Genomic DNA, 471 nt, shown 5'->3' on the forward strand with positions numbered 1-471 from the left:
GGGGGCTAGAAATGGATAAGGAGACAGTCTGGCAAAGTATCTGGCAGAAAGTCGAAAATGATGGACAATCCAGTTTAAACAAATATGAAAGAATATGGTTAAACGTTGATGGATTAATCGGTGATGTGAGCGGAGGCGGCTTGATTAGTTTTTTTTATAATCATGGTGCTGACAATTATAAGGAAACTATCGAGGACCTAGAGACAATCGGGGCAGAATCTGCAATTACATTAGTAAACAATATTGGTTCTATGTTCCCTGATGGGTCACCTCCTATAAATATTGAAGAACGGAATGAGATAATCGATTCATGGGATCATGATGAACTGAATGAGTTCCTCGAAAACCTGGATGAACAGTTTTATGCAATTATCGATGACTTAGAAAATAAGCTAGAGCCAGTCATTGAAGAAGCGATAAAGCTAGCTAACAAGTAACTTATTATATGTTGGCTTTCAACTAACGGGAAAC

At 38.0% G+C, this 471-nt stretch carries 1 protein-coding gene; it reads left to right on the plus strand.

Going from position 1 to position 471, the window contains the following annotated elements; all coding sequences use genetic code 11:
• Positions 1-437 (plus strand): DMP19 family protein (locus WFJ73_RS33225; RefSeq protein WP_336776996.1); only part of this gene is annotated, 437 nt, incomplete at its 5' end.
• Positions 438-471: the final 34 nt, after the last annotated feature.

Origin of the sequence: Paenibacillus sp. MMO-58, assembly GCF_037146255.1 — a bacterium.
Taxonomy (GTDB): domain Bacteria; phylum Bacillota; class Bacilli; order Paenibacillales; family Paenibacillaceae; genus Pristimantibacillus.